Source organism: Alloprevotella sp. Lung230 (assembly GCF_014385435.1).
GTDB lineage: Bacteria > Bacteroidota > Bacteroidia > Bacteroidales > Bacteroidaceae > Alloprevotella.
Genome location: NZ_JACSUD010000016.1, coordinates 1 through 21,239, shown reverse-complemented (window position 1 = coordinate 21,239; position 21,239 = coordinate 1). Strand labels below are relative to the sequence as shown.

At 53.9% G+C, this 21,239-nt stretch carries 14 protein-coding genes; 12 read left to right on the top strand and 2 right to left on the bottom strand.

Annotated features, from left to right (window positions below):
• The first annotated feature begins 13 nt into the window (after positions 1 to 13).
• The 8 genes from H8527_RS08275 to H8527_RS08240 all read left to right on the top strand — a co-directional run bounded on the left by H8527_RS08275 (position 14) and on the right by H8527_RS08240 (position 11,405).
• Complete coding sequence (locus H8527_RS08275; protein ID WP_187547282.1) at positions 14 to 562, top strand: TatD family hydrolase; 549 nt, start codon at positions 14 to 16, stop codon at positions 560 to 562.
• A gap of 640 nt (positions 563 to 1,202) precedes the next feature.
• The gene (locus H8527_RS08270; protein WP_187547280.1) at positions 1,203 to 1,436 is read left to right on the top strand and encodes an acyl carrier protein; all 234 of its coding nucleotides are present in this window, start codon (positions 1,203 to 1,205) and stop codon (positions 1,434 to 1,436) included.
• A gap of 164 nt (positions 1,437 to 1,600) precedes the next feature.
• Complete coding sequence (gene fabF / locus H8527_RS08265; RefSeq protein ID WP_187547278.1) at positions 1,601 to 2,866, top strand: beta-ketoacyl-ACP synthase II; 1,266 nt, start codon at positions 1,601 to 1,603, stop codon at positions 2,864 to 2,866.
• A gap of 118 nt (positions 2,867 to 2,984) precedes the next feature.
• The gene (rnc, locus tag H8527_RS09755; protein WP_255498555.1) at positions 2,985 to 4,913 is read left to right on the top strand and encodes a ribonuclease III; all 1,929 of its coding nucleotides are present in this window, start codon (positions 2,985 to 2,987) and stop codon (positions 4,911 to 4,913) included.
• A 29-nt stretch (positions 4,914 to 4,942) separates the two neighbouring features.
• Positions 4,943 to 5,410, top strand: a complete 468-nt coding sequence (gene greA, locus H8527_RS08255; protein ID WP_187547276.1) for a transcription elongation factor GreA — start codon at positions 4,943 to 4,945, stop codon at positions 5,408 to 5,410.
• A gap of 203 nt (positions 5,411 to 5,613) precedes the next feature.
• Complete coding sequence (locus H8527_RS08250; RefSeq protein WP_187547274.1) at positions 5,614 to 6,288, top strand: hypothetical protein; 675 nt, start codon at positions 5,614 to 5,616, stop codon at positions 6,286 to 6,288.
• 453 nt (positions 6,289 to 6,741) lie between these two features.
• Complete coding sequence (locus H8527_RS08245; protein ID WP_187547272.1) at positions 6,742 to 7,329, top strand: septal ring lytic transglycosylase RlpA family protein; 588 nt, start codon at positions 6,742 to 6,744, stop codon at positions 7,327 to 7,329.
• Positions 7,330 to 7,676: 347 nt separating this feature from the next.
• Positions 7,677 to 11,405 carry a hypothetical protein gene (locus tag H8527_RS08240; RefSeq protein ID WP_187547264.1) on the top strand — a complete coding sequence of 1,243 codons (3,729 nt, stop codon included), beginning with the start codon at positions 7,677 to 7,679 and terminating at the stop codon, positions 11,403 to 11,405.
• Positions 11,406 to 12,412: 1,007 nt separating this feature from the next.
• Here the strand turns inward: H8527_RS08240 and H8527_RS08235 are convergent.
• Positions 12,413 to 12,790, bottom strand: a complete 378-nt coding sequence (locus tag H8527_RS08235; protein WP_187547262.1) for a DUF1634 domain-containing protein — start codon at positions 12,788 to 12,790, stop codon at positions 12,413 to 12,415.
• A 105-nt stretch (positions 12,791 to 12,895) separates the two neighbouring features.
• Complete coding sequence (locus tag H8527_RS08230) at positions 12,896 to 13,738, bottom strand: sulfite exporter TauE/SafE family protein (RefSeq protein WP_187547260.1); 843 nt, start codon at positions 13,736 to 13,738, stop codon at positions 12,896 to 12,898.
• A gap of 380 nt (positions 13,739 to 14,118) precedes the next feature.
• Here H8527_RS08230 and H8527_RS08225 point away from each other — a divergent pair, with 380 nt between their 5' ends.
• From H8527_RS08225 to pflB, 4 genes are all read left to right on the top strand, one after another.
• On the top strand, positions 14,119 to 15,774 hold the full coding sequence (locus tag H8527_RS08225) for a THUMP domain-containing protein (RefSeq protein ID WP_187547258.1): 1,656 nt from the start codon (positions 14,119 to 14,121) through the stop codon (positions 15,772 to 15,774).
• 148 nt (positions 15,775 to 15,922) lie between these two features.
• Positions 15,923 to 18,115 (top strand): DPP IV N-terminal domain-containing protein, encoded by a 2,193-nt coding sequence (locus tag H8527_RS08220; RefSeq protein ID WP_187547337.1) that lies wholly within the window; start codon positions 15,923 to 15,925, stop codon positions 18,113 to 18,115.
• Between the two features lie 20 nt (positions 18,116 to 18,135).
• The gene (locus H8527_RS08215) at positions 18,136 to 18,603 is read left to right on the top strand and encodes a DUF4488 domain-containing protein (protein WP_187547256.1); all 468 of its coding nucleotides are present in this window, start codon (positions 18,136 to 18,138) and stop codon (positions 18,601 to 18,603) included.
• 393 nt (positions 18,604 to 18,996) lie between these two features.
• Positions 18,997 to 21,234 (top strand): formate C-acetyltransferase, encoded by a 2,238-nt coding sequence (gene pflB, locus H8527_RS08210; RefSeq protein WP_187547254.1) that lies wholly within the window; start codon positions 18,997 to 18,999, stop codon positions 21,232 to 21,234.
• The last annotated feature ends 5 nt before the right edge of the window (positions 21,235 to 21,239 follow it).

Sequence of the window (21,239 nt, the reverse complement as noted above, 5' to 3'; positions counted from 1 at the left end):
CCTTTGCCACACGATGGAATTAGACTTTCACACCCACGACCTCAACACACCTCCCGGGGCAGGCATTGTTTGCCTGCCTCAATGCGTTGTGCAGCACCCCGACGACTGGATGCCGCAGCCCGGGGGACGCTATGCTGCCGGCATTCACCCTTGGTGGACGGCCGATGCCGACTTCTCCCTGTCGCGCTATCTCGAAGCGCTTGCCCGACTGCTGGCACACCCCGAGGTGGAGCAAATCGGGGAATGTGGCTTCGATCGTTTGCGCGGTGCCGACATCGAGCGCCAGCGGGCAGTGTTCGATGCGCAAGTTGCCCTCGCCGAGGATTTTGAGCGTCCGATGACCCTCCATGTGGTGCGGGCCTTCGACCTCATCCTCGAAGCCCACAAGCGCCACCGCCCTCGGTGGAAGTGGACCATCCACGGATTTCGGGGAAAACCTGCCTTGGCACAGCAACTCCTCGATGCGGGGTTCGACTTGAGTTTTGGCCGACACTACAATCCGGATGCCTTTGCCCTCACGCCGCCCCACCGCCGCCACCGGGAGAGCGACAGCGGAGGATAGTGTCTCGACATCCGCGATTTTACCTTCTGTTTTCTCTCGCGCGTGTGCGCGTACACCCTATATAGTGCGTGTTTTTTTGCCTTCATTGCCTTCACCGAGGCTGTAAATGTCTCATATATAGAGGATTTCGGGTGAAGGCAAAAGGTCTCCCATCCTTCACCTCCTTCACCGGATTTCCCTTCACCGACAATCCTCTCATTGACAATGGATTATGAATTTGGGTGAAGGCAGTGAAGGCAAAAAACAAGGTTTTACTGTGTCGTGTATGCGCGCGTACGTGCGCGAGAGGCGAAGTCGGAACGGAGCGGATTTCTCTCTGAGGTAGTTTCATTTACCTCTGAGAAAAATAAAACTACCTCTGATGTAGATGAAACTACCTCTGAGAAAAATAAGAGGTCGTCTTTCATGCCGCTGAAGGCGACACCTTTGCATACCTTTGACCACTTCCGGGGCGAGAAAGCGTGGACAAACCGAAAGAATGGGGGAATTTTGACGACTTTCCTGCACAAAAACCAAGAAGATGAGCAAGAATAGTGCAAATAATCCTCCATTTGTTTGTTTATCTTGATAATAAGTCCTACTTTTGCAGCCGTAATTGTGCAACATTACAAGATTTACTAATCATAAAACAACAAAGACCATGTCTGAAATTGCAGAAAAAGTAAAAGCTATCATCGTTGACAAGCTCAGCGTTGACGCTGCTGAAGTGAAAGACGAAGCCAGCTTCACCAACGATCTCGGTGCCGACTCTCTCGAAACCGTAGAACTCATGATGGATCTCGAAAAGGAATTCAACATCACCATCCCCGAAGAAGAATCTGAAAAGATCGCTACCGTGGGTGATGCTATCGCTTACATCGAGGCTCACGTCTAAACAACTGCTACGCTAAGACAGCCCTAATGGGCGCTTACTATCGAGAAAATGTGCTAATGTGCTCTGACGCCTTGCGCGCGAATGGCATATTAGCACATTTAAGCGTAGCGCTTGGTCTGTCCCAAACGTGGTGCAACAATCACTCCCCAATCCCACACTCACTTATGGAACTCAAAAGAGTAGTCGTTACCGGCCTTGGCGCCCTCACCCCTGTGGGGAACAACATCGAAGAAACTTGGAACAGCCTCCTCAACGGCGTGAGCGGTGCCGCTCCCATCCAAGGCTTTGATGCGCATCAGTTCAAAACTCAGTTTGCCTGCGAAATCAAGAATTTTCAGGCCGCAGATTTCATTGACCGCAAAGAGATCCGCAAGATGGACCTCTATGAGCAATATGCACTCGTGGCAGCAATGGAAGCTGTGAAGGACAGCGGAATGGACCTTGATGCAATCGACAAAGACCGTGTTGGCGTGGTGCTGGGTGTCGGCATCGGTGGTATCCACACCTTTGAAGAGCAGATTGGCGAATATGCCCTCACTCACGAAGAGAAAGGCCCTCGCTTCAACCCCTTCTTCATCCCCAAGATGATTGCCGACATCGCCTCAGGACGCATCTCCATCCAGTATGGTTTCCATGGGCCGAACTACACCACAACTTCGGCTTGCGCCTCTTCGACCAACGCCATCTCCGACGCCTTCAACCTCATCCGCCTCGGCAAAGCCAACGTGATGGTGACCGGTGGTGCCGAAGCGGCCATCACCCCCGGCGGCGTGGGCGGTTTCAACGCCATGCACGCCCTCTCCACCCGCAACGATGATCCCACGCGCGCCAGCCGTCCCTTCAGCGCCAGCCGCGATGGATTTGTGATGGGCGAGGGTGCCGGTATCCTCATCCTCGAAGAACTCGAACACGCCAAGGCTCGCGGTGCGAAAATCTATTGCGAACTGGCCGGTACGGGCATGAGCGCCGATGCTCACCACCTCACAGCTTCCCACCCCGAAGGGCTGGGCGCCAAACTGGTGATGGAACGCGCCCTCGAAGATGCCGAACTCCAACCCACCGACATCGACTACATCAACGTGCACGGCACCTCGACCCCCGTGGGCGACGTGTCGGAGGCCAAGGCCATCGCACAGGTGTTTGGCGATGAGGCCTATAAGCTCAACATCTCTTCGACCAAGTCGATGACCGGCCACCTCCTCGGTGCTGCAGGTGCTGTGGAAGCCATCGTTTGCTGCCTCTCGGTGAAGAACGACATCGTTCCCCCCACCATCAACCACGATGAGGACGATCGCGATGAGAACATCGACTACAACATGAACTTTACTTTCAACAAGGCTCAGCAACGCACCGTGCGTGCCGCCCTCTCCAACACGTTTGGATTTGGTGGCCACAACGCTTGCTGCATTGTGAAGAAATACCAAGACTAAGCGTCTGAACGCAGACCTTACGCAATTATTCTATCGTTGTACGCTTGGCGGTTACGCAGTAATGGCCAAGCGTACACACTATTATTGTGCGACGTCTGCTCCAACACCCAGCAGTGTTATGAAAAACTTTTTTGACCGTGCCAAACTCTTTTTCAGCAAAGACAAAGAGTTTCGCTCTGCCCTCTACGACATCATGGGGTTTTATCCCCACAACATTGAGCTTTATCGCATAGCGTTTGCACACAAGTCGCTCGAATACAAATCCAAGAAGTCGGGCAACAAACCCCTCAACAACGAACGCCTCGAATACCTCGGCGACGCTGTGCTCGAAACCGTGGTGAGCGACATTGTCTATCACCACTTCCCCAACAAGCGCGAAGGATTTCTCACCAACACGCGCTCCAAAATCGTGAGCCGCGAGTCGCTCGGACGTTTGGCCAAAGACCTCCGCATCGACCGCCTCATCCAAAGCCAAACGCACTCCCGCGCCCACAACTCCTACTTGGGCGGTAACTCCTTTGAAGCCTTGATGGGCGCCATCTATCTCGACCGCGGTTTCCACTACGCTTTCCGTTTTGTCGAAAAGCGTATCATCGGAGCTGTGCTCGACCTCGAAGGGGTGGCGCACAAGGAGGTGAACTTCAAGAGCAAACTGCTCGAATGGAGCCAGAAGAACCGCATCCGCATGGAGTTTAAGGAGAGCAACAGTGGCAACAACAACGGCAGTACACCGTCTTTCCAAACCTCCATCATCATCGAAGGCTTGTTTGCCGGCGACGGCAAGGGTTTCTCCAAAAAGGAAAGCCACCAAAACGCATCGAAAGAGGCGCTCACCAAGCTCCGCCGCGAACCGGAATTCCTCGACAGCATCTTCCGCTCCAAAGAGAAGCGCACGGCCATGGAAGCCGATGAGTTTTTCGTACTGCCCAAAATTGACGAAATCGAAGCTGCCATCGCCAAGGAGAAGAGCAACCGCTCCGAACGTCCGAAGCGTGAGAAGCCGGCCGAAACGCGCAACGAGCGTAAGCCCAAGCAGAAGGAACAGACGCCTCGTGGCGAAAAACCGGCACAATCTGCACAGAACGAACCCAAACCCAAGGCTGAGGCACAGAAGCCTCGTCAGGAACGGTCGCGTCGCAAGTCGGCAGCTGCTGCTCCCACGCCCCATCCTCAACCTTCCGAAGCGACAGCCGCTCCCGTCCGCGAGGAAGCACCGGTCGAGGAGGTGAAAGAGCGCGTAGTGGCTCTTGTCGAAGCGGCCAAACAGCACCATGCCGCATCGACCGAACAAGAAACTGCGACTCCTCAAAATCCTGCTGCCACTCCCCGACAGCAGAAGAAGGAGGAGGGCGAAAAGAATGCCGCTATTCCGGCACCTGTACCCACCGCCACTGAGATGCCTGCTGCACCGGCCGAGAAGGCTGCACCGGCTGAAACGCCTGTGACGCCGCCGTCCCTTGCGCCTACCGCTCAGCCCACGGAAGAACCCTCCGAACCGCACGCACCCGTGACCGTTGTCGCTGCACCAGAAGTCGCACCGGCCGAGGCAACGGAGAAGGCCCCTGAAACTGCCGCCGAAAGTGTCTCAACAGATGAAGCTGCTGCCGCTCGCAAACCACGCCGTCAAAGTCGCCGGCAGAATGCTTCGGATTTTGCCAACACCACGCTACCCCCTGCCGAACAGAGCCACCGTGCTGAGAAGGCAGCACGCCGTATGCGCGAAGAAAATGAAACTCGTGCCGTGGAGAAAGCCCGCAAGGACCTCTATGACGAGGAAGTGAGCGAATCCGCGGCATTGGCTGCACCCCAGACTTTGGAAGTAGCGTCCGAAACGGCCGTCCCTGTTGCAGATTCTGCCACTCCCGCAGCTGAAGAAACTGCATCCAATGCCGAGCAACGTCCGGCTCGAAAGCGCAACTCTCGTGGCCGCGGACAACGCCGGCAGCGCCCCGAAGCGCAAAACGAGGCGCCATCGGCCGAAGAAAAGCGTGAGCGTGAAGCGCGCATTGCAGCTGCCGAAGCAGCGGCCTACAACGAAAGTGAATAATCCCCCCCTCATTTAGAACTCTACGAACTATGGCATATATGACCCAAGAGGGCTATGACAACCTCACAGCCCAGCTCCGCCGTATGGAGCAAATAGACCGCCCCGCGGCATCGGCCGCCATTGCCGAAGCACGCGACAAGGGCGACCTCTCTGAGAATGCCGAATATGATGCCGCCAAGGAGGCACAAGCCATTCTCGAAACGAAAATCAACGAACTTAAAGCCGTCATCGCCACGGCCAAAATCATCGACCCTTCGATGTTGCGCACCGATGTGGTACAGATCCTCTCCACCGTGGAGATGAAGAACGTGAAACTCGGTGCGGTGATGAAATATACCATCGTCTCCGAAAGCGAAGCCGACCTGCGTGCCGGAAAAATCTCCAGTACCACCCCCATCGCGCAAGCCTTGCTCGGCCACAAAGTGGGCGATGTGGTGGACGCGCAGACGCCTCGCGGTGTGATGCAGCTTGAAATCTTGAGCATCACCATCGACTAAGTTGTCAATATCGACACTAAGAAGACTAAAAACTCCTCGAAAACGTGAAATTTTCGAGGAGTTTTTGTCTTTTTATCTCCCTTTTGTTTGCAGTATCCCATTTTTCCTCTACATTTGCCATCGAACAATCAATGCGATAACAACGCGACAATTGTGACAATTACGACAAACGCGACGCTACGGTCGCTCAATACCGGAAAATCATGAAAAGATTCCTTTCTCCCTTCCTCGCACTCTTCCTGCTCGTTGGAACTTTGTTCTCGCTGGCAGCCTGCGAAATCTATGTCGATGACCCTTACGACCCCTACAACCCCTACAATCCTGGTGGAGGCAGCGGCGACCGTCAGCGCGCCAACGTCATCTCCGGTGAGTGGCAAGGTGACTTCGGGATGTACTACACCGCCATCCATCCCATTTCGGGAAAAGCCGTCACCTTTGACGCGGCCTATTCCTACCTCCTTTTTCAGAACGACTACTATGGGGCGCGCCGCGGGGTAGGCAAGCAGATTGACTTCTATCGCACCGGCCCTTATGAGTATCAATACTACCTCTTCTATTGGGAAGTGAACAACGGTGTGCTCTACCTCACTTATCCGCAAGACAGCAACCTCAACGTGGCCATCTACGACTACTATCTCTCCAACTCTATCTTCACGGGGCGCGTCGGCAACTCCGGTTTCCGCTTCCGCCTCACCAGTCTGCGCTACAACAACTGGGGTGCTTTCTCCGGCAACTATATGTTTGGCAACTACAACAACTGGACGTGGGGCAATGGCTACACGCAGAAGCGCTCGTTGGAGGGTGTACCCGCAACGCCCGATGCTGCCTCGCTCCACATCGTGCGCGGACACCGTCCCGCTGCCGATGAAAGCCGCTAATTCGTTGGTGTCGGCCGTTCAGTCTTGCTGAGCGGAAGATCTTTCCAAATCTCCGAAAACTCCGTCTTCAGACGACGTATTTATTTATTCTCTTTTTCATAATGCAGACTGCCTTCACGGCCCGGCGGGGTCGCTTGAAGGCAGTTTCTTGTAGGTTTTGTTTCCCAAAATCCTACTGGGCTGTGGAGAACGAAACTGTTCATTTTGCTACCTCTTATTTTGCAAAAATGGCGAAATAGAGTGTTAAAAGGGGGCCGCGCTTGTTAAAATCATTGCTCCTCCCGACAGATAATTGTACTTTTGCCGTCGCAAACATGACATGTCCGAGCCAATTGACTTCCCTCATGCCGCTCCTCTATGATGAATCTGATAGAGTGTATGCGAAACACACGCTTCTTCTCTTCTCCACACTTTCGCTAAGTTGTTTCGCTGATGTGTCGCAAATAAAAACCAATGAATTTCAAACCCCTTTTACTAACACTCTTCGCCCTCTTCTCCTTCGCCGCCTCTCTTGTGGCACAGACCACCCAAGGCTACGCCACCTATTATGGCAGCAAATGGCACGGTCGCCGCAGTGCTGATGGTTCCGTCTTCAGCAACGACTCGCTCACTTGCGCTCACAAGACCCTGCCTTTCGGCACCATCCTCCACGTGCGCAATCCGAAGAACGGCAAAGAAGTGCTCGTAAAGGTTACCGACCGAGGCCCTTTCCGTGCCAATACCCTCATCGATCTCTCGCAGGCTGCCGCCAAGGAGATTGACATGATGAGAGCCGGAGTGGCGATGGTCGAAGTGACCAACCTCAGCACAGGAGTCGACTACCCTCGCGCTGCCGACAATTTGCCCGAGCTCCAACTGCTCGACCCCGTAACGGGAAAATTCTACACCATGGGCGAATGGCAACGCCGTGCCGACCGCCAGAAATCTATCGCCAAGGCACGTGCTGAACAGCAGAAGTCGCGCCTGACGGCTCAAAAAGCCTCGAAAGCACGCTATCGTGTGGGGCGCTGGCGCTTGACAGCACAAGCCAAACGCAAGTAAGCACTGGGTTCGTCCCCGCTGAACTCCCTAACCGCGGACAATGTTGATTTTTTCAACATCGTCCGCGGCTTTTTTTCGCCTTCGAAGCGGAAAAATGCAGCGTCATTGGGCTGCCTGATTCTCCCATCCTTCAACATTTCCGTTTGTCAAGTAAATGACGCAAAAATGTAGTAAAAACCGTATATAGTCGCGACAAACCCTCCAATATGCTCAATAAAGTGTGAAAAATGCAGTCTTTGGAAAAATAATTGCCCCAAAATTGTCAAGTGTAGATATTTTTCTCTATCTTTGCCCACACAACTTCAATCAATCTTATCTTAATCTTTAACTTTAATTTCAATCCATCGATGAAAAAGGTTTACAATCTGATTGCCGCCGCTGCGATGTTCGTGGCCGGTGTTGCAAGTGCTTCGGCACGCTATTGGACCTACGACGGAGCAACTCCTGTAAAATCAGCAGAGAATGTTCAAGCGAACACGCTCTATGCTTTCCAGCCGGGTTACTCTTACGCCGACGGGTCCACATGGTTCTTGGGAGGCCAAAGATTTACACAGTCTGCCAACCTGACCACCGGAAATCTCTTTAAGTTTGTGCCCGTTGGAGGCGACCTTAAAGATAAAACCGGCGCTCCTGTCTACTACATTCAACGTCATTCGGGCGAGTATCTTGCCACGCCCACCAATGGCCAGTTCTTCACTTCGACGACCGATCGTGCTTGGAAGGTCGTGGTAAAGACGGCGGTTTACAAAAATCCGGAAGATACTTATACCGCTACGCTTAAGAATAAAGCCGGCGAAGACAGCACGGCTACCTATAAGGGTATCCAAGCTATCATTGAGAAAGCTAAGGCTGAACATGACGAAACGCTTGCCCTCAATACGATTTCTTTCAACGAGCAAGCCAACAGTGGTGCCATCACGATTTCTTCTTATGAATCGAAAGATGTTTCCAAAGATCCTTACAGCGAGTACGTTTTCTTCATCTCCAACAACAAAGGCGTAGCTCAAGGTGTGGCAGATAAGAACACAGAGTACACTCGCAATGCTTGGGTACTTTATACTGCGAGTGAGCAGACTGCACTCAATGCTTACAAGGCCGTCTTTGCGGAAGTTTCGGGTGGAGTAGACTTGGTCGAAAAACTCAAGAACTACAAACTGGGTACAGGTGCCGGTGAGTACTCAAAGGCTAAGTACGACGAGTTGATGGTGCTCTGGAATGAGTACAAGCAGGTTGATGCCGGTACGCTCACCTTGACCGACGCACAATATGATGCTCAGGCCGACTCTTTCCCCAAGGCTTATGCCGCGTTCACCACTTCCGGCGTAGGGCTCACGGCTGGTTACTATATCCTCACCAACTGGCGTAGTGAAAACCAAAACGGTTATGATGGTGGTGCTCTTTACGATGGCACTGCTGTCAATAGCAGCGACAAACAACTCCGCTGGACGTATAAGGGTGAAAATAAGGTGACCTATACTGCACCCGATGCTACTAATCCCAAACCCCTCACCTATCAAGAGGCTAAGTTTATCTGGAAGGTGACGGCCGATCCCAAGAATGAAGGTCTCTTCTTCTTCCAAAACTTAGAGACGGAAAACTACATCGGTACGCAAGATCGTCTCTATCAGCCTATCAAAATGACGGCCAATGCCGAAGTAAGTTATACCATCAAGGCTAATCCTCGTCAGCCTGGCTTCTTCAGTTTCTACTCTCCCACGCTCGTCAAGAGCCCTGGTGCTGAAATGAGTGGCGTGCACGCTGCCGGTGATGTCAACAACGTTGTGCCTTGGGACTGGACCTCTGACCCCTCTTCTTGGCACGTGCGCACCATCACCGAAGCTGAAGTTAATGCTCTCCGTGCTGCAATGGCTCAGCCCAAGCGCAACAATGACTTGAGCCAACTCGTAGAAAAGGCTGAAACCGCAATTGCCAATGGCTACAGCTATGCTGGTTATGACGAATCCAACAAAAAGATTGCTTCTTCTACTACCGGCGACATCACGGCTGTTGATGGTCTCGTGACCTCTGCCGATAAGTTTGCCTGCCCCATGGCCGATATTCAAGAAGGTAAAGACTTTGGCTCTCTCGTAGATGCTAAATCTGGCACTTACTTCCACTCTTCTTGGCATGATGGCGCCAACGCTTGGACAGGTAGCCACTTCCTCCAAATGGAATTGAGTAAGGCCGAAAACGAACTCCTCATCAAATGGGCGAAACGCGTTATCGGTAACAATGTGAACAACAACGGTGCTCCTGCCAAGGTTGTCCTCTGGGGTACTAACGATCCTGCTAAGCTCGAAATCAATAAGAAGGAAGAACCGAATGCAAACGGTGAAAACGTAACGAACTTCAACGCTTGGAAGACCGACTGGGATTCGCTCACGACTTCCACGTTCACCTATCCTTACGAACTCGCTGTGACGGATAGCGAAACGAAGATTGCCAATGGCGTAGGTAGCGCTTACTTCAAGTTTGCTACTCCCTACAAGTACGTTCGTCTCGAAGTTGTTACTCGTGTAAATGATGGCGATGTTCCTAATGGAAACAAATACTTCCACGGTTCTGAAGTGCGCGTCTACAAGGGCGGCTTCGATGCCACTACTTCGCTCATCGCTTCCGTTCCTAAAGAAGTTGTAGATAAACTCCAGGCTGAACTGAAAGTTGCCCAGCAACAAGTGAAGGATGCAGCGGCTACCGACGAACAAATCGCTAAGCTCAAAGCTGCTTACGAAGAGTTCATGAAGAACTATCCCGATCCTTCTCGCGTGAAGACTGCGCTTACTGCTGCACGTGAACTCGTGAAGGCTGCCGAAGAAGGCACTGATATGGGTTACTACGCTGCCGGCTCGAAGGCGGCCCTCGAAACTGTTATCAACAAGGTGCAAACCGACCTCGATAATATCGTAGCAGTGAAGCCTCCCACGGTTGCTCAAATCAATACTCTTCTTGCTAACTTGAACTCTGGTCTCGCTGCCTTTGAAGCTGCTCTCAAGCAGCCTACAAACGGCTACTACATGATTCAGAGCAACTCTTCGAACGAAACCGTCTTTGGTCGCAAACTCTTTGCCGGCAACTCTTCTCGCGAAGACTACGTAGGCATCTCTGGTCGCATCAAGAACAATGCTGGTAAGTACGAAGACGACAACAACTTCAAGAATAAGCTCGGTGCTTATTGGTATGTTGAAAAGGTAGACACCGGCTATACTTACAAGAACGTATTTACAGGTCTCTATCTCGCTCCTCTCAAGGGTAAGTCTGTGATGACTCAGAGCGAAACGCCTTATGTCTTCACCCTCCGCTTCGCTAAGACGGCCGGCTGCTTCAACATCGTGCTCTCTAAGAACGATGCAGACGGCAATAACATCTTCGCAAATGCACAGCCTGGTACAGGTCATCTCGTAACTTGGAACGCAGCCAGCGGTAAGGACAACTCAGCATTCCAATTTATTGTTGCTGATCCTACTGACGTGGTTACTAATGGTTTCAACTACGACCTCCAGTCTACGACCAATGCGCAAATCATGACTTTCCCCTTCGCTGTAGAAAAGCACGACAACTTCTACACTGTGATTGGTCAGGATGCAAACAACAACATCCAACTGAAGAGATACGAAGAAGATCTTGAAGCTGGTCAGGCTTATGTTTACGTTCCCGAAACCGGCAACACTGACAACTTCATTCAACTCTTCTCGAAGGCCGCAACTCTCGCTGACCTCAATCCTATCCACAAGGAAGCTGCTGCTGTAAATGGTCTCGTTCCCACGTTCGAAACCATCAAGATTGCAGAAAACAATGGTAAGTTCAACAGCGACCACAGCAAGGTGCTCCTCTCTGAAAAGGACGAAAAGGTTCCTGCTAACACAGGTTACTTCTCCAAGCTGCCCACGACCACCGAAACCGGCGATGCTCAAATCGCTACCAACGGTACCATCACCGGCATCAACGCACTTATCTTCAACAATGCTAAGGCTGCTGCCAAGGGCATCTACACCATCTCCGGTATCCGCCTCAACAGCACGAAGAACCTCCCCGCAGGTATCTACATTGTGAATGGTAAGAAGCAAGTGGTGAAATAATCCGACTTTCTCCTCCGCCCCTTGTGGCGAAAACAATCAGGGTGCGTCCCCAACTCCAAAGCGGAGAGGGACGCACCCTCTTTTTGTGACAGCACAAAAATGAGCGGTTCGCAACCTCTTGTCGCTAAAAGCGACAAGAAGCAGCACCCGAATGAAGGACGTTTTTAGCCGACAGCAATGGATCACAATCATTTATGAACACTGACCTATCTCCCTCAGAGGTAGTTTTTTCTACCTCTGAGATAGTTCAATTTATCTCCGAGGTAAATTTTCCCTGCTCCTATCCCTATTCTCTCGCCCCTCGCGCGCGTACGCGCGCGTCACTACATGTAAAACCTTGTTTTTTGCCTTCACTGCCTTCACCGAGCCTGATAACTCTTTGTCAATGAGTCGGTTGTCGGTGAAGGCAAATCCGGTGAAGGAGGTGAAGGATGAAGTATTCCTTGCCTTCACCCACAACTCGCTGATGCTTTGCGACTTATCCCATCGGGTGAAGGCGTGAAGGCAAAAAACACACGCTATTGTAGAGTGTGCGCGCGAGGAGGGAGAGGGGGAGCACCTGCTTTCTCCTCCTGTTTTGCGAATTGCAGGAAGTCGGTGCTCGAAACGAAATCGGGCTGACCTTCAGTCAGCTTGTTCACGGACGTATTTCTACCCCACGAGGACGTGGGGTTATGCAAAGATGTCGCTTTCAGCGACAGCCGTATAGTGACAATCTACGCTGCACACCCCACTTAAAAAATACACCTATCGGAAAACAACAGTCGGATCTATGGCATCGATATTCGCCCCCTCCGGGGACAGATAGAGTCCCCGGAGGGGGCTTCTCCCAATAGCCGTGGGCGAGGAGGACGAAGGACGACGAACCTACGGAAGGCTCAACGCCGCAAGGAACGCCCCCCAAGGGGACGCCCATCGGAAAAGCAACAGCTGTGATAAAAAAGGGGAAACCCCAAAGATGGAGTTTCCCCAAGAGGTGAGCAGCGGTGGTGTTCGGCAGCTGTTGTTCAGAAACCACCGATGGAATTGCTGATGATGATGCCCAACACGATGGAAGTGATGAGGGCATAGAGCCAATCGTGTTCGGCGAGGAAGTCGACGAGCGAAAGGAGCACGCGCAGGATGGGCGTAAGGATGAGCACCAGTACGCCAAACTGAATCCAACTTTGAGCGTTGAGCGAGGCGAGGCCGCCGAAGATGCCCGAGAGGGTGGTGTACTGCGTTTGTCGGAACGCCTCGTGATAGTCGAAGTGAGTGTAGTCCGGCACGGGTTCGCTACCGTGGAGATAGAGGTAGATGCCTCCGCCGATGAGAGCGATGAGACAGGCGGCCGAAACACCCCAGCGTAGGGTGTTGCCGATGAGTTGTTGGATGTCGTATTTCATTGGGAAGAAGATCAAGAGGTGAGAAAAAGGGGAGTCGGGTAGTGCAACAGGGGCGCCTCTTTCCTTTGTCGAATCCTTTTGGGATGAAGAGGACGCCGTGTGTGCTTAATGTTCAAAGCCGCCCGTGAAGCCCATGTAAATCATATTGACCGCCACGGCAAGGATGGCGATGGCGAAGATTTTGCGCAGGAGCGACACGTCCAAACGCTTGAGCAATTTAGCACCCGTGAGCGCTCCAAAAAGCACCCCGATGAGTACCGGAAAGGCGAGGCCGGGCACGATGTTGCCGCGCTGGATGTAGACCACCGCCGAAGCGCAGGCCGTCACGCCCATCATGAAGTTGGACGTAGTGGTGCTCACCTTGAAGGGCACCTTCATGATGCCGTCCATCGCAATCACCTTCAGCACCCCTGAGCCGATGCCCAAGATGCCCGAAAGCATACCGGCGAGCAACATCACCGAAAAACCTCCCCCCACGTTGGTGAGTTCGTAGTATTGCTTCGTGCCGTCCTTCTGCGGAAACGTACCGAAGAGTTTCAGGCGCTTAGCGAGCCGACTGCCCACCACGTGCTCGTGCCGGTTGTGCTTCACCTGCTGCATCACAGCAGTGAGCACCAGTACGCCGCCATAGATGATGGAGATGACGGAATTGTTCATCCAGATGGCCACCACCGCACCGGCCACTGCCCCGATGGTGGTGGCGATTTCGAGCACCATGCCAAGGCGGATGTTGGTGATGCCTTCTTTCACGTAGGCCGAGCCCGAACCGCTGGACGTGGCGATGGACGACACCAGCGCCGCCCCCACTGCATAGTGGAAATCGACGCCGAAACAGAGGGTGAGGAGGGGGATGATGACCACACCGCCCCCCAGACCGGTGAGCGAACCGAGCAGTCCCGCGCAGTAAGCCCCCAGAAGGAGAATAAGTGTAAAGGTAAGTACCGACATATAAAATAAGGAAAAATGATGACAAAAAAAGAGCTTCGCCAGGGGCAAAGCTCCGTTACGGCTGCAAAGTTACAAAAAAAATCTCACTTTTCCTTTTGCCCTTCTTTGGCCGCTTCGTAACTTTGCAGACAAATAATTCTTCAAAATTACTTATCCATAGGTTGTTCTCTACTTTGATACCCTCTTTGTCTCCCTTTTCCGCCATCTCGCCTTTGTTCATCCCTCGTGTAGCCCGCTACACTCCTTCTTCCCAAAGACAAGCTGACGAAAAAATGAAACAAATATAGTATCAATTCATTCTGAACATCTACTTAGCTATTTTCTTTCTCCCCACCTCCCCCGGCTTGTGTGAGCGAGGTGTTTTTTTACTTTTCCCTTGAATGGAACATTCCTTTGAACTGATTGCCAAAACCTTCCAAGGACTGGAAGAAGTCTTGGCGCAAGAACTCATCGAACTCGGTGCCGACGAGGTGCAAATCGGGCGGCGTATGGTGTCGTTTCGCGGCGACAAAGCCATGATGTACCGGGCCAACTTCTGCCTGCGTACGGCCGTGCGTATCCTCAAACCGCTCAAACACTTCCGCGCCAAAGACCCCGAGGACGTCTATCGTGCGGTGAAGAGCGTCGATTGGAGCGAAATCCTCGACATCAACACCTCCTTTGTGGTTGACACCACCGTCTACAGCACCGAGTTCCGCAACTCAAAGTTTGTCGCCTACAAGGTCAAGGACGCTATCGTCGATTACTTCATGGAGACGCAACAGCAGCGTCCCAACATCTCCATAACCAACCCCGACCTGCGCCTCAACATCCACATTGCCGAGGACGACTGCACCCTCTCGCTCGACTCCAGCGGAGAGAGCCTGCACCTTCGCGGCTACCGCACCGCCACCGTCGAAGCCCCCATCAACGAGGTTTTGGCTGCAGCGCTGATCAAGATGAGCGGCTGGAAGTTTGATTGCGACTTCATCGATCCTTTCTGCGGCAGCGGCACGCTGCTCGTCGAAGCCGCTCTGATGGCGCGCAACATTTTCCCCGGTGTCTTCCGTAAAAAGTTTGGTTTTGAGAATTGGAAAGACTTCGATCCCGAACTCTTGCGCGCCATCTTCGACGACGACAGCCAAGAGCGCGACTTTGCCCACCACATTTACGGCTACGACCTCAACCTTCCCGCTGTTGAGGCAGCGCAAACCAACGCCAAAGCCGCCGGCGTGAGCGACCTCATCACGGTGGAGCAGCGCGACATTCGCAATTTCGTCAAGCCCGAACAGCCTGCCGTGATGGTCACCAATCCTCCCTACGGCGAGCGTCTGCGCCCCGAAGACCTCAGTCAAATCTACCGCTTCCTCGGCGAAGCGCTCAAAAAGCAGTTTCAAGGCAACGACGCATGGATCATCTCCTCTCGCGAAGAATTGTTTGATGCCATGCGCCTGCGTCCCTCTTTCAAAGTGCCTCTCCACAATGGGGCTTTGGATTGCGAACTGCGCAAATACGTCACTTTTGAAGGCCGTTTGGAAAACTTCCGCGGGGAAGGCGGCATCGTGAAAACGGACGAGGAGAAGAGCCGTATGGGCGAAAAGGGACGCTTCCGCGATGGGCGTAAGCGCGATTTTTCTCGCAAACGGGGTGATTTCGACCGAGATACCGACCGCAATGCCGAGCGCGATTTCGACGACCGTGACGGCTACGAACGTCCCGCTCCCGACTTTGCCGACGATCCCGAACTGGCCGCTGTCTATCGCAATCTCCGTGCGCGCCACAAGTCCTTTGAAGGAGCGCGTGCCGCCCGCGAACGCAAGGAGTGGAGCAAGGAACGCGGCAGCGATCGCCCACGTCGCAATGCCGACCGCCGCGATGAGCGCGGTGGCAGTGACCGCTTCTCTCGCGACCGCCGCCCATCTGCCGACCGCCGCTTCGGCAATAGTCCGCGCCGAGGCGATGACGGTAGCGACCGCCGTGGCCGTGACGACTTCCGCGGCCATCGTGGCGACGACCGTGGCAACCGTCGTGGTTTCCGCGACCGCCGCGACGACTGATGCTTCTGTATCCACAGCGCGACCGACATTTGCCGCCGTTTCCCACAGGCCGGCAGGTATCGTTCGCGCTGTCGGCATTTTTCTGCCTCTTGTTGCTCCTTTCCCCCTTGATGTAGTTCCTCCTTCCTGCTTTCAAATCCTTCTTCTGATGAAAAAGATATTCACCCTTGCCCTCACCCTCTTTCTTCCCCTTGTGGCCATGGCACAAACCCTCAAAACGCCCACCCTCGACGACCTGATGTGGGGTGGCTCCAACTATTGGAACCTCGTTCCGCGCAACACCGCCACCGCCTGGTGGGGCGATGCCCTCGTCCGCACGGATGTGGAAGGCGTTTCCCTCCTTCGCAATGCCAAAGGTGCAGCCGTCAAAGCCCAAGCCCCCCTCTTCACGCTCGACGAGGTCAACGCCGCCATCGACACCGTGCAATACGGCCGTGTGCGCTCGCTCTACAGCGTCACTTTCCCTGAAGCCGCACAACCCTTGGCGCAAATCACCACCCCGAAGGCCATGTTCCTCTACGACTGGCAGGCTAAGCACGTGGTGTGGACGCTGCCTTTGCCACAGGGCATCGGCCACGAAGACTTCAACACCACTTCGCGCTCTTTGGCCTATACCGAAGCCTATAACCTCTATGTACTCACCGCCGACGGCCGCCGACATGCCGTATCGACCGACGGCAACCGCGAACTCCTCTACGGCACGAGCGTACACCGCGATGAGTTCGGCATCCACAAAGGCACGTTCTGGAGCCCCGACGGCAAGCGCTTGGCTTTCTACCGTATGGACCAAACGATGGTGACGGACTATCCCCTCGTGGACATCCAAGTGCCGGAGGCCGAACGTGTGGCACGCCCCGCCCCCGAAAAGTATCCCATGGCAGGAATGACGAGCCACAAAGTCACGGTGGGCATCTTCGACCCCGCTACCGACCGCACCGTTTGGCTCGATGCCGGCGACCCCACCGACCGCTATTTTACCAACATCGCTTGGCGTCCCGACGGACAGCGCATTTATATGTTTGAAGTGCCCCGCTCGCAGGATCGTGCCGACCTCGTGGAATATGATGCCCAAACCGGAGCGCGTCTCCGCACTCTCTACACCGAGCGCAACGACCGCTATGTCGAGCCTCAGCATCCCATCACTTTCCTCCCTTGGGACGCCTCGAAATTCATCATGCAGTCGCGCCGCGACGGCTTCAACCACCTCTACCTGTTCAATGCCGAAGGCAAAGAGTTGCGTCAGCTCACCAAAGGAGCGTTTGAGGTGCTGGAAGTACTCGGTTTCAACCCCAAAGCCCACAGCATCATTCTCAAAAGCAATGCTGCGGGACATCTCCGCGAGAATCTCTATGCCCTCGATGTCAAAAGCGGCCGAACCACCCTCCTCGACAACGGCGTGGGGGTACACCGCGGCAGTCTTTCGGCCGGCGGTGCTTTCCTCCGCGACACTTGGTCGCAGCCCGACACCTACCGTGTGAGCGACATCCTCTCCACCACCCAACGCCAAACCTTGGCCACGCTCGATCGCTTCGACTCCCCGTGGAAAGACTATAAGATGCCGCAGGTCGAAGGTGGAACGGTCGTGGCGGCCGATGGCACAACACCGCTCTACTATCGCATTGTGAAGCCCGTAGACTTCGACCCTGCGAAGAAATATCCGGCCGTGGTCTACGTCTACGGTGGCCCGCACGCCACCAATCTCAAAGAAGCGTGGAACTATCAAGCGCGTCCGTGGGAATACTACATGGCCAACAAAGGTTATGTGATTTTCGTTCTCGACAATCGTGGTTCGGCCGACCGTGGTTTTGCCTTTGAAAGTGTCACCCACCGCCGTTTGGGCGAAGTGGAGATGGCCGACCAAATGAAAGGTGTCGACCTGCTCCGCTCCCTCCCCTATGTCGATGCCGACCGCATCGGGGTGCACGGATGGAGTTTCGGCGGCTTTATGACAACCAACTTGATGCTTACCCATCCCGACGTGTTCAAAGTGGGAGTGGCCGGCGGCCCTGTGCTCGACTGGAAATACTACGAAGTGATGTATGGTGAGCGCTATATGGACACGCCGCAGGAAAATCCCGAAGGCTATGCCGCGTCGTCGATGCTCAACAAGGCCGACCGTCTCAAAGGTCGCCTGCAAATCATCGTGGGCTACAACGACCCCACCTGCGTGTTGCAACATTCACTGGCTTTCCTCCGCGCCTGCGAAGATGCCGGCACACAGCCCGACTACTTTGTCTATCCCGGCCAAGGGCACAACATGATGGGTCGCGACATGGTGCACCTGCACGAACGCATCACCCGCTATTTTGAAGACCATTTGAAATCCATTTCTCATCCATAATCATTAACCCCTAAAATCACATGAAGAAAATCCTCCTCTGTGCCCTCCTCGCGTTGGGCATCGGTCTGCCCCTCGGTGCGCAAACCAAAGTCAAAGCTACCGACCTCGTCGGCCTTTGGCAAATGACGATAAAAGACGAATTCGGCGGCCTACACTACATCCCCATCTTCAAGCAGATGTTTGCCGATGGCAAGTACCACACTTTCCACCAGCCGGGCAAAACACAGGCCAAGCCTTTTATTATCACCAACCAAGGCTCTTACAAACTGCTCAACGATTCCACCATCCGCGAGCACATTGATGCCTCCATCACCGACGGCGCTGTCATCGGTAAAGACAACGACCTTACCTACTCGATGAGCGAGGACAAGAAGTATCTCTATGTTTCCTACTTTATGCCCGGTGATTCGCGCAGATGGAAGGAAGTGTGGGTACGCCTCGAAATGCCGAAAGTAGACCACGTGCCCGGCACATTGCCAGAACTCTAATTCGGCGGTCGCTTCCGCTTTTTTTCAAGGGTTGAACTTCTCATGTAGAGGTTCAACCCTTTTTTTCAGTGCCGCCGCCCCTCCACCGCCTACTGCCCGATTTTAGTGTAGAGTGATATAAAATGCGTGTTTTTGCAATCTCTTGCGTGGCAAAATGTGAGCATAACTACCCACTGTCAAGGATTTCTCCACGTTTATCTCCTAAAAATGCCTACCGAACTACTCACTTTTGGGTAATTTGTGCAGTTTTCCACTCGTTTTCTTATATTTCTCTTGGCCGATAGGAATGTTAGCCGTAACTTCGCGTCGTCTAAGACAGCACTTTGGCGAAAGTTGTTCTGACTGAGACGCACAAAAACTCTATTTCATCAATTTCAAAACCCCTAACCGATTATGAAATTATCCAATACCGTTGATGCTTTCGATGGTCTCATCTGGAAGCGCGAAATCAATGTGCGTGACTTCATCCAGCATAACTACACTCCCTACGAAGGGGACGAAGCTTTTCTGGCTGCACCGACCGCCAACACTCTCGCCCTTTGGGACAAACTGAGCGAGATGATGAAGGTGGAGCGCGAGAAGGGTCTTTACGACGTGGAAACCAAGCTCCCTCAGAGTGTGACGACCTACGGCCCCGGCTATATCGACAAGGATAAGGAAGTCGTGGTGGGTCTGCAAACCGATGCCCCCCTCAAGCGAGGCATCTTCCCCAAAGGCGGTGTGCGCATGGTGGAAAATTCCCTCACGGCCTACGGCTATGAGCTGGATTCTTGGACAAAGAACATCTTCACCAAATACCGCAAAACCCACAACGATGGTGTGTTCTCGGCTTACACGCCCGACATCCGTGCTGCCCGTCACAGCCACATCATCACCGGTCTGCCCGACGCTTATGGTCGTGGCCGCATCATCGGCGACTACCGCCGCGTAGCGCTCTATGGTGTGAACAACCTCATTGAAGAAAAGAAGCGTTTCCTCGACCGCCTCGACATTCAAGAGATGACCGATGCCTGCATCCAACAGCGCGAAGAAACCACTGAGCAAATCAATGCCCTCAAGGACTTGGTGAAGATGGGTGAAAGCTATGGCTTCGACCTGACTCGTCCTGCACAAAACGCCCGCGAAGCCGTGCAGTGGCTCTATCTCGGCTATCTTGCCGCCATCAAGGACCAAGACGGTGCGGCGATGTCGATTGGTCGTGTGTCGACTTTCCTCGACATCTTCATTGAGCGCGATTTGAAAGCCGGCACCCTCACCGAAGCCGAAGCACAAGAGCTCATCGACCAGTTTGTCATGAAGCTCCGCATCGTGCGCTTCCTCCGCACTCCCGAATACAACGCCCTCTTCTCCGGCGACCCCGTTTGGGTGACCGAATCAATCGGCGGTATGGGCATGGACGGTCGTACGATGGTGACCAAAACCTCTTTCCGTATCCTCCACACCCTCACCAACCTCGGCCCTGCGCCCGAACCCAACCTCACCGTGCTTTGGAGCACCCGTCTGCCCCAGGCTTGGAAGGACTATTGCGCAAAGATGTCTATCGAGACTTCGGCCATCCAGTATGAGAACGACGACCTGATGCGTCCCGACTACGGCGACGACTACGGTATCGCCTGCTGCGTTTCGCCCATGCGCATCGGTAAGCAGATGCAGTTCTTCGGCGCGCGTGCCAACCTCGCCAAGTGCTTGCTCTACGCCATCAATGGCGGTCGCGACGAAATTTCGGGCAAGCAGATTTCACCCATCTACACGCCCATCACCAGCGAATATCTCGACTACGAAGAAGTGATGGAGAAGTTTGAACAAATGATGCGTTGGTTGGCCAAGGTCTACTGCAACGCCCTCCGCATCATCCACTACATGCACGACAAGTACAGCTACGAAGCTCTCGAAATGGCGCTTCACGACGGCGACGTCATCCGTACCCGTGCCAGTGGTATTGCCGGTCTGTCGATTGTCACCGACTCGCTCGCTGCCATCAAGTTTGGTAAGGTGCGCGTCATCCGCGATGAAAACGGCCTCGCTACCGACTTCGTGCAGGAAGGCGAATATGTGCCCTTCGGCAACAATGACGACAAGACCGATGCCATCGCAATGATGATTACGGAGAAATTTATGGAGTACATGCGTCAGCACGAGACTTACCGCAACTCCATTCCCACCCAGTCGCTCCTCACCATCACGTCCAACGTGGTGTATGGCAAGCACACCGGCAACACGCCTTGCGGCCGCCGCTCTGGTACGCCCTTTGCCCCCGGTGCCAACCCCATGAACGGACGCGACACGCGCGGCGCCATTGCTTCGCTCGCTTCGGTGGCCAAACTGCCTTTCCACCACTCGCACGACGGTATTTCCTACACTTGGGCGATTGCTCCCGCCACCCTCGGTAAGAGCAACGAAGATCAAGTGACCAACCTCGTCAATCTCATGGACGGCTACTTTACTCCCGATGGTGGTCAGCACCTCAATGTCAATGTCTTCGACCGCGACCTCCTCTACGATGCCATGGAGCATCCTGAGAAGTATCCCCAGCTCACCATCCGCGTTTCGGGCTATGCGGTGAACTTCATCAAGCTCACTCGCGAACAACAACTCGACGTGATTTCGCGTACCATCAGCAGCTGCCGATAGTCGTC

What these genes read in the sequence shown, in the direction of transcription:
- H8527_RS08275 (WP_187547282.1), top strand. Translation starts at nt 14, where the DNA reads ATGGAATTAGACTTTCACACCCACGACCTCAACACACCTCCCGGGGCA.
- H8527_RS08270 (WP_187547280.1), top strand. Translation starts at nt 1,203, where the DNA reads ATGTCTGAAATTGCAGAAAAAGTAAAAGCTATCATCGTTGACAAGCTC.
- fabF (WP_187547278.1), top strand. Translation starts at nt 1,601, where the DNA reads ATGGAACTCAAAAGAGTAGTCGTTACCGGCCTTGGCGCCCTCACCCCT.
- rnc (WP_255498555.1), top strand. Translation starts at nt 2,985, where the DNA reads ATGAAAAACTTTTTTGACCGTGCCAAACTCTTTTTCAGCAAAGACAAA.
- greA (WP_187547276.1), top strand. Translation starts at nt 4,943, where the DNA reads ATGGCATATATGACCCAAGAGGGCTATGACAACCTCACAGCCCAGCTC.
- H8527_RS08250 (WP_187547274.1), top strand. Translation starts at nt 5,614, where the DNA reads ATGAAAAGATTCCTTTCTCCCTTCCTCGCACTCTTCCTGCTCGTTGGA.
- H8527_RS08245 (WP_187547272.1), top strand. Translation starts at nt 6,742, where the DNA reads ATGAATTTCAAACCCCTTTTACTAACACTCTTCGCCCTCTTCTCCTTC.
- H8527_RS08240 (WP_187547264.1), top strand. Translation starts at nt 7,677, where the DNA reads ATGAAAAAGGTTTACAATCTGATTGCCGCCGCTGCGATGTTCGTGGCC.
- H8527_RS08235 (WP_187547262.1), bottom strand. Translation starts at nt 12,790, where the DNA reads ATGAAATACGACATCCAACAACTCATCGGCAACACCCTACGCTGGGGT.
- H8527_RS08230 (WP_187547260.1), bottom strand. Translation starts at nt 13,738, where the DNA reads ATGTCGGTACTTACCTTTACACTTATTCTCCTTCTGGGGGCTTACTGC.
- H8527_RS08225 (WP_187547258.1), top strand. Translation starts at nt 14,119, where the DNA reads ATGGAACATTCCTTTGAACTGATTGCCAAAACCTTCCAAGGACTGGAA.
- H8527_RS08220 (WP_187547337.1), top strand. Translation starts at nt 15,923, where the DNA reads ATGAAAAAGATATTCACCCTTGCCCTCACCCTCTTTCTTCCCCTTGTG.
- H8527_RS08215 (WP_187547256.1), top strand. Translation starts at nt 18,136, where the DNA reads ATGAAGAAAATCCTCCTCTGTGCCCTCCTCGCGTTGGGCATCGGTCTG.
- pflB (WP_187547254.1), top strand. Translation starts at nt 18,997, where the DNA reads ATGAAATTATCCAATACCGTTGATGCTTTCGATGGTCTCATCTGGAAG.